This is a genomic window from Aquiluna sp., from assembly GCF_965064355.1.
Window position 1 is genome coordinate 1 of record NZ_CBCHRQ010000070.1, and the last position, 6,485, is coordinate 6,485.

8 protein-coding genes are annotated in these 6,485 nt (G+C 53.6%); 2 read left to right on the forward strand and 6 right to left on the reverse strand.

Annotated elements, in window-relative coordinates:
- The 5 genes from AC128V_RS06100 to dnaK all read right to left on the reverse strand — a co-directional run.
- Window positions 1-195: hypothetical protein (locus tag AC128V_RS06100; protein WP_482763788.1), on the reverse strand; the 195-nt coding region annotated here is incomplete at its 3' end.
- Between the two features lie 82 nt (window positions 196-277).
- Entirely contained in the window at window positions 278-691 is a 414-nt protein-coding gene (locus AC128V_RS06105; protein WP_482763789.1) for a heat shock protein transcriptional repressor HspR, read from the reverse strand.
- Window positions 692-707: 16 nt separating this feature from the next.
- Window positions 708-1,622 carry a DnaJ C-terminal domain-containing protein gene (locus tag AC128V_RS06110; RefSeq protein WP_482763790.1) on the reverse strand — a complete coding sequence of 305 codons (915 nt, stop codon included), beginning with the start codon at window positions 1,620-1,622 and terminating at the stop codon, window positions 708-710.
- Window positions 1,623-1,631: 9 nt separating this feature from the next.
- Window positions 1,632-2,174: a nucleotide exchange factor GrpE gene (locus AC128V_RS06115; RefSeq protein WP_482763791.1), complete on the reverse strand. Its 543-nt coding sequence runs from the start codon at window positions 2,172-2,174 to the stop codon at window positions 1,632-1,634.
- The gene (gene dnaK / locus AC128V_RS06120; protein WP_482763792.1) at window positions 2,174-4,015 is read right to left on the reverse strand and encodes a molecular chaperone DnaK; all 1,842 of its coding nucleotides are present in this window, start codon (window positions 4,013-4,015) and stop codon (window positions 2,174-2,176) included. The genes AC128V_RS06115 and dnaK overlap by 1 nt, the downstream gene beginning before the upstream one ends.
- A gap of 220 nt (window positions 4,016-4,235) precedes the next feature.
- On the opposite strand from dnaK, the gene AC128V_RS06125 reads away from it, so the two are divergent.
- Both AC128V_RS06125 and AC128V_RS06130 read left to right on the forward strand, forming a co-directional pair.
- Window positions 4,236-5,549: an MFS transporter gene (locus AC128V_RS06125; RefSeq protein WP_482763793.1), complete on the forward strand. Its 1,314-nt coding sequence runs from the start codon at window positions 4,236-4,238 to the stop codon at window positions 5,547-5,549.
- A 43-nt stretch (window positions 5,550-5,592) separates the two neighbouring features.
- On the forward strand, window positions 5,593-5,949 hold the full coding sequence (locus tag AC128V_RS06130) for a BlaI/MecI/CopY family transcriptional regulator (protein ID WP_482763794.1): 357 nt from the start codon (window positions 5,593-5,595) through the stop codon (window positions 5,947-5,949).
- A gap of 26 nt (window positions 5,950-5,975) precedes the next feature.
- On the opposite strand, the gene dcd is transcribed toward AC128V_RS06130, so the two are convergent.
- Window positions 5,976-6,485, reverse strand: a 510-nt coding sequence (gene dcd / locus AC128V_RS06135) for a dCTP deaminase (protein ID WP_482763795.1), incomplete at its 5' end; no start/stop codon positions are given.

The following is a 6,485-nucleotide window of genomic DNA, read 5'->3' on the forward strand; positions in this document are numbered from 1 at the left end:
CTTGACGCCAACCATGATCAGGGCAATCACCATCATCAAAAGCAAGACGTAAAGCACGAAGGTGCCGGCCTTGGCAATTGAGTTATCGAAGTTGTATCTCAGGCGGGCCCAGAAACCGATCTTGCTCTTTGTTGCTGGAGCAATTTCACCCTGTGCACCCTGTCCGTAGGAACGGTTTGGCTCGTTAGTCGACATAGCCCAAAGTTTAGTGAGAGAGCCAATCTCAAGTAAGTAACAGTCCAGCCCGTTCCGCAAAGGGAATATCTAGCGAGCGGTTTTAGCGCGTCCTGCGCCAAAGCACAACAGAACCACTGCGTTCTGGACGCTGACCTGGACTTAGGCTGACAACGCCCTGATCACCCGCGGCAAAGACTCGTTTGCCTGGTTGGTTCATCACTTGGTTTGCAAGCTCAACTTCTAGGTCTCTAACGCGGTTTTTCAAATCTTGATTTTCGGTGACAAGTTCGAGAACTCGTCTGATTCCCTCAAGCGATACGCCCTCTTGGGAAAGTCTTGAAATCTCTCGAAGCTTTGCGACATCGGTCATTGTGTAGCGGCGGGACTGACCCAGGGTTCTGGTCGGTGAAACCAAACCCATGCGGTCATACTGACGAAGAGTCTGCGGGTGCATATTGGCAAGCTCGGCCGCGACCGAAATGACAAACAGCGGGGTGTTCTCGTTGAGTTCCATCCTCGCCTCCTTGTCCCTAGAGCGTTCCGGCTCGTTGAATTAGATCTGCTCTTGGGTCTTCCTCAGGCAATTCTTTATCAAATTGCTCAATTAGGGCCTTAGCTTTCTCGTTCACATGCGAAGGAACCGCAATTTCAACGGTTGCCAACAGGTCACCCTCTTTGCCAGGGCGCTGAACGCCTTTACCTTTCACCCTGAGGGTGCGGCCATTTGGAGTTCCCGGAGCAACCTTTAGTTTGACCGGTGCTTCTCCTAGAAGCGGCACCTGAATGGTTGCACCCAGGATCGCCTCGGCAATGGTTACCGGCACTGTGACTCGGACATTGTCGCCATCGCGAGAGAAAACCGGATGGGTCTTGACCTTGATGCTGACAACCAAATCGCCCTTTGGGCCGCCATTTGGTGAGGATTGACCCTTGCCAGAAAGCTTTAGCTTCTGGCCATCTTGAATACCGGCTGGAACCTTGAGGGTCACCATCTCGTTGCCGACGTTGATCTTTAGCGTGGTGCCCTTAATTGAGTCAATGAAGTCAATGGTTGAAGAGGTAGTTAGGTCCTGACCGCGCTGCGGTCCACCAAAACCACCGAAACCACCAAACCCGCCCTGAGGGAATCCTCCGCCGCCGCCAAAGATGTTGCTAAAAACATCCTCGAAGCCGCCAGAAGAACCAGGTCCCTGCTGAAAGCGAGCGCCGCCGCCCATCGCACGAATCGCGTCATACTCTTTGCGCTGCTCCTTATCGGAGAGCACGTCATAAGCCTCGGAGATGTCTTTGAATCGAGCCTCAGCCTTGGCATCACCCGGGTGTAGATCAGGGTGATTAGCCTTGGCCAGCTTGCGGTAAACCTTCTTTAGCTCGGCCTCGGGAACGTCCTTGGCAACGCCAAGGATCTTGTAGAAATCCTTTTCTACCCAGTCTTGAGATGCCATTTAGTTCACCTACTCCGCAGGAACGAATACTGCTACCTTCGCCGGGCGCAGCATGCGCTCGCCGATCCGGTAGCCGGGTTCGATTACGTCCGCGATTACCGCCTCAGTAACCTCAGGGTTTGGGTTCTGCACCAGTGCATCGTGAAGCTCAGGGTCAAACTTGTCGCCCTTTGCACCAAATGAGACCAGTCCGAACTTGTCTCCCGCATTTCGCAATTTAGTTGCAATTGCGGCCATTAGCGAGCCCTCTTCCAGATCGCCATGCGCCTGGGCGCGGGTTAGATCATCAAGGGCCGGTAGGAATGCGCGAATTGCCTCGGCAATTGCTGCCTGGCGCTCTGCACCCCTGTCACGCTCAACGCGTGCTCGATAGTTCACAAAGTCTGCCTGCAGTCGTTGCATGTCCTGGAAGATCTCGAGTTCTCGATCGATTGGATCAGTCTCTGAGGAGGCTGATTCGGGCTCAACTGGTGAGCCCTCCTCAGTCATTTCCTCAGGCTGATCGCCTTCGTGAGGCGCAGGATCTTGAGAGTGAGGATTGTCCTGGGACATTACTTCTTGTCCTTGTCGTCCTCATCCTCAACAACCTCGGCGTCAACAACGTCTTCGGCGGATGCTTCTGGAGCAGCCTCGCCCTCGGCAGGCTGCGCGGCATAGATTGCCTCGCCTAGCTTCTGCTGAGAGGTCATTAGCTTCTCCTGAGCGCTCTTTACCGCTTCGATGTCGTCGGTGGCAAGTGCTGACTTGAGGGCATCAACGTCGGCCTGAACCTCGGTCTTTACCTCTTCAGGTAACTTGTCGTCGTTGTCCTTGATTAGCTTCTCGGTCGAGTAGGCAAGCTGCTCGGCCTGGTTGCGGGTCTCTGCCTCTTCGCGACGCTTCTTGTCTTCAGCTGCGTGCTCTTCGGCGTCCTTGACCATGCGCTCGATGTCTTCGGTTGAAAGCGAAGAACCACCGGTAATGGTCATCGACTGCTCCTTGCCAGTGCCCTTGTCCTTAGCGGAAACGTGCACAATACCGTTGGCATCGATGTCGAAGGTGACCTCGATCTGTGGGATGCCGCGTGGAGCTGGGGCAATACCGGTTAGCTCGAAGTTTCCAAGTGACTTGTTGTCCCTGGTGAAATCGCGCTCACCCTGGAATACCTGGATCGATACCGAAGGCTGGTTGTCATCGGCGGTAGTGAAGGTTTCGCTTCGCTTGGTCGGGATAGCAGTGTTGCGCTCGATCAGCTTGGTCATGATGCCTCCCTTGGTCTCAATGCCTAGAGCCAGCGGGGTAACGTCAATCAAAAGCACGTCCTTGCGCTCACCCTTGATAACGCCGGCCTGCAGTGCAGCACCAACCGATACCACCTCGTCAGGGTTTACACCCTTGTTAGGCTCCTGGCCGCCAAGAAGTGACTTCACTAGCTCGGAGACTGCTGGCATACGGGTCGATCCACCAACCATTACAACGTGGGCGATGTCGCCAACCTTGACGCCGGCTTCCTTGATCACGTCCTGGAATGGCTTGCGGGTGCGCTCTAGTAGGTCCTGAGTTAGCGACTCAAACTGAGCACGGGTGATGGTCTCGTCCAGGTTCGCTGGTCCCGATTCGGTCAAAGATAGGTATGGAAGCTGAACCTGAGTCGATAGCGACTGGCTCAGTTCCTTCTTGGCCTGCTCGGAAGCTTCCTTTAGACGCTGCAGAGCGATCTTGTCGTTTGCAACATCAACACCGGTGGTCTCTTTGAACTTCTTAACCAAGTGGTCAACCAGTCTCTGGTCCCAGTCATCTCCACCCAGGCGGTTATCTCCTGAGGTTGAGCGAACCTGAATGGTTGAGAAGTCATCGTCCTTGCCGACCTCAAGTAGAGATACGTCGAAGGTTCCACCACCGAGGTCGAATACGAGGATTAGCTCGTCTTCCTTACCCTTGTCTAAGCCGTATGCCAGTGCGGCAGCGGTTGGCTCGTTGATGATGCGAAGTACGTTTAGGCCAGCGATCTCGCCGGCTTCCTTGGTTGCTTGACGCTCAGCGTCGTTGAAGTAAGCCGGAACGGTAATAACCGCGTCGGTCACGCTCTCGCCAAGATAGGTCTCGGCGTCGCGCTTTAGCTTCATCAAGATGCGAGCGGAGATCTCCTGAGGGGTGTACTCCTTGTCGTCAACCTTGAACTTCCAAGTGGTTCCCATGTGACGCTTCACCGAAGATACGGTGCGGTCAACATTGGTTACGTTCTGACGCTTAGCTGTCTCGCCGACCAAGATGTTGCCATCTTTGGTGAAGGCCACCACCGAAGGGGTGGTTCTAAAGCCCTCTGCGTTTGCAATTACCTTTGGCTCGCCAGCCTCCAACACGGTTACCGCGCTGTTGGTGGTACCTAGGTCGATTCCTACTGCTCTACCCATTGTTTTCTCCTTTATTTGAAGCCTTTGTTGCTCAAGTTGAGCCACATAGACTCAAGTTTCCATATAGATAACCCCAATGTCAAGGATCTAATCCTGAGAGTTGAGTGTGAGTGACTCAACTTTGCTCTCAACTCGGGCTCTGAAATGCATTGCAACTCTGCATCTAACAATTCACGTGTTGGTTAGAAAAACGCCCGTTAGGCGGAGTAATGTGGCGCACATGACAGATCGCATCGTTGCATCATCAAAACCAAAGGGCACTCTTTCCTGGGCAATGTGGGACTGGGCGTCTCAGTCCTTCCCAACTGTTGTCACCTCCTTTATCTTCGGTCGCTACATCACCGACAGTGCATTTGCCCCTACTGGGCTCTCTCCTGAGGAAGCCGACCAGTACACCGGCACCTGGTTGGGTATTTCAGGCATCATTGCCGGTGTCTTGATTGCTCTGATTGCGCCGATTGTTGGTCGCAGAGCCGATACCTCCGGTCGCAAGAAGATGTGGCTAATGATCAACACCTGGCTGTTCGCGGGAACCATTGGATTGATGTTCTTCGTGCAGCCAAGCAATGACTTTTTCTTCTTTGGGCTAACGCTTTTGGCCGTTGGTGGAATCTTCTTCGAATTCGCAACCGTCAACTACAACTCGATGCTCAATGAGGTTGCAAAGCCAAAGGATCGCGGTCGGGTAAGCCAGTTTGGCTGGGGCCTTGGCTACATGGGTGGCATTGTGCTTTTGGTTATGGCGCTCTGGATTATCCAATTCGGTGGTGCGGAACTAATGGGAATCCCGGACACCGCTGCGCTTTCGGTCCGAGTCGTGATGATCATCAGCATGTTGTGGGTATTGATCTTCTCAACCCCACTGATGCTGAATGTTCCAGAGGCGAAGCCAATTCCTGGTTCCGAAAAAGAATCGATCTTTGCCGCCTACTCGAAGCTGTTCAGCTCGCTAGCGAAGATGAGCAAAGAAAACCCGAACCTGCTCAAGTTCCTTATCTCTTCCGCGGTTTATCGCGATGGCCTAAACGGCGTCTTCGCATACGGAGCAGTTCTTGGCGGCCTAGCATTTGGTCTTGGTCTCACCGAGATAATCCTGTTTGGCATCGCAGCCAACGTCGTTGCTGGCTTTGGTGCATTCATCGGAGCGTTTCTTGAGGACCGCATTGGATCGAGAACCGTTGTCCTTATCTCGCTTGTTGGTGTGATGCTTGGCGGTCTTGGAGTATTTGCCTTCGCCAGCGCGGGAACGATTGCCTTCTTTGGTTTCGGTCTTTTCCTCTGCACCTTCGTAGGACCAGCTCAAGCGGCCTCGCGCACCATGATGTCTCGTCTTTCCGCAGACGATAAGCAGGGTGAGGCCTTTGGCCTTTACGCCACTACCGGTCGTGCGGTCAGCTTCTTGGCTCCAGCCGCTTGGACGTTCTTTGTCGCGTCCTTCTCACCGATTTGGGGAATCCTGGGCTTGATGGCGATCTTGGTAGTTGGAGCGATCCTGCTGCTGACCGTCAAGCCAGTTATTGCGCCTAAGTCCTAGATTTAATCAGCTTTCGGTTCTCTACACCTTGTAGAATTACTGCATGAGCAATAAGCGTAAGCAGGGTGAGCTGGAATCACAGATTCTCGGCTGCCTGTGGGATCGACCTGAGGGCCTAACCTCTCAGCAGATTCTTGCGCTTTTGGGCGACGACGATCTTGCGATCACAACGGTATTGACCGTGCTCTCAAGACTTAGCCATAAGGGACTGGTTGGTCGCGAACAAGCTTCAGGCCGAACCTTCCTATTCAAATCAACCAGCTCTCGCGAGCAAAACACCGCTTCGGCAATGCTCGCTGCTCTTGAGAAAACTGATAATCCGGCATTGGTATTTGGCCATTTAGTTAAGGGGCTGTCTCACGCTCAAATCGAGTCTTTGAAGAAAGCGCTAAACGACTAGCGCTTTCAAAGAAGTGGCCGGGGTTTCTAGAGCGGCTTGTTGCCCACGTCTGTGATTTGGAAATTTAGGTGGCTGCGCGAAGCGGTTGGACCGCGCTGGCCCTGGTATCTAGAGCCATACTTCGAGCTGCCGTATGGGTTCTCGCTCTCGGAGGAAAGCTGGAAGAAGCAAAGCTGGCCAATCTTCATTCCCGGCCAAAGCTTGATTGGCAGGGTTGCGGTGTTGGAAAGCTCAAGTGTCACGTGGCCCTGGAAACCTGGGTCAACAAATCCTGCGGTGGAGTGAGTCAAAAGACCAAGGCGACCGAGTGAACTCTTGCCCTCTAGGCGAGCTGCGATGTCATTTGGTAGCGATACGAATTCAAAGGTTGAACCCAAGACGAATTCACCCGGGTGCAGGATGAAAGCCTCGTCCTTGTCGACCTCAACAAAGCGGGTGAGGTCATCCTGCTGCTCGCGCGGGTCAATAAACGGGTACTTGTGGTTGTCAAAAAGTCTAAAGAAGCGATCCAGACGAACATCCATGCTCGATGGCTG

Coding starts and splice junctions, on each gene's coding strand:
- AC128V_RS06125 (WP_482763793.1), top strand. CDS start 4,236: ATGACAGATCGCATCGTTGCATCATCAAAACCAAAGGGCACTCTTTCC.
- AC128V_RS06110 (WP_482763790.1), bottom strand. CDS start 1,622: ATGGCATCTCAAGACTGGGTAGAAAAGGATTTCTACAAGATCCTTGGC.
- dnaK (WP_482763792.1), bottom strand. CDS start 4,015: ATGGGTAGAGCAGTAGGAATCGACCTAGGTACCACCAACAGCGCGGTA.
- AC128V_RS06130 (WP_482763794.1), top strand. CDS start 5,593: ATGAGCAATAAGCGTAAGCAGGGTGAGCTGGAATCACAGATTCTCGGC.
- AC128V_RS06105 (WP_482763789.1), bottom strand. CDS start 691: ATGGAACTCAACGAGAACACCCCGCTGTTTGTCATTTCGGTCGCGGCC.
- AC128V_RS06115 (WP_482763791.1), bottom strand. CDS start 2,174: ATGTCCCAGGACAATCCTCACTCTCAAGATCCTGCGCCTCACGAAGGC.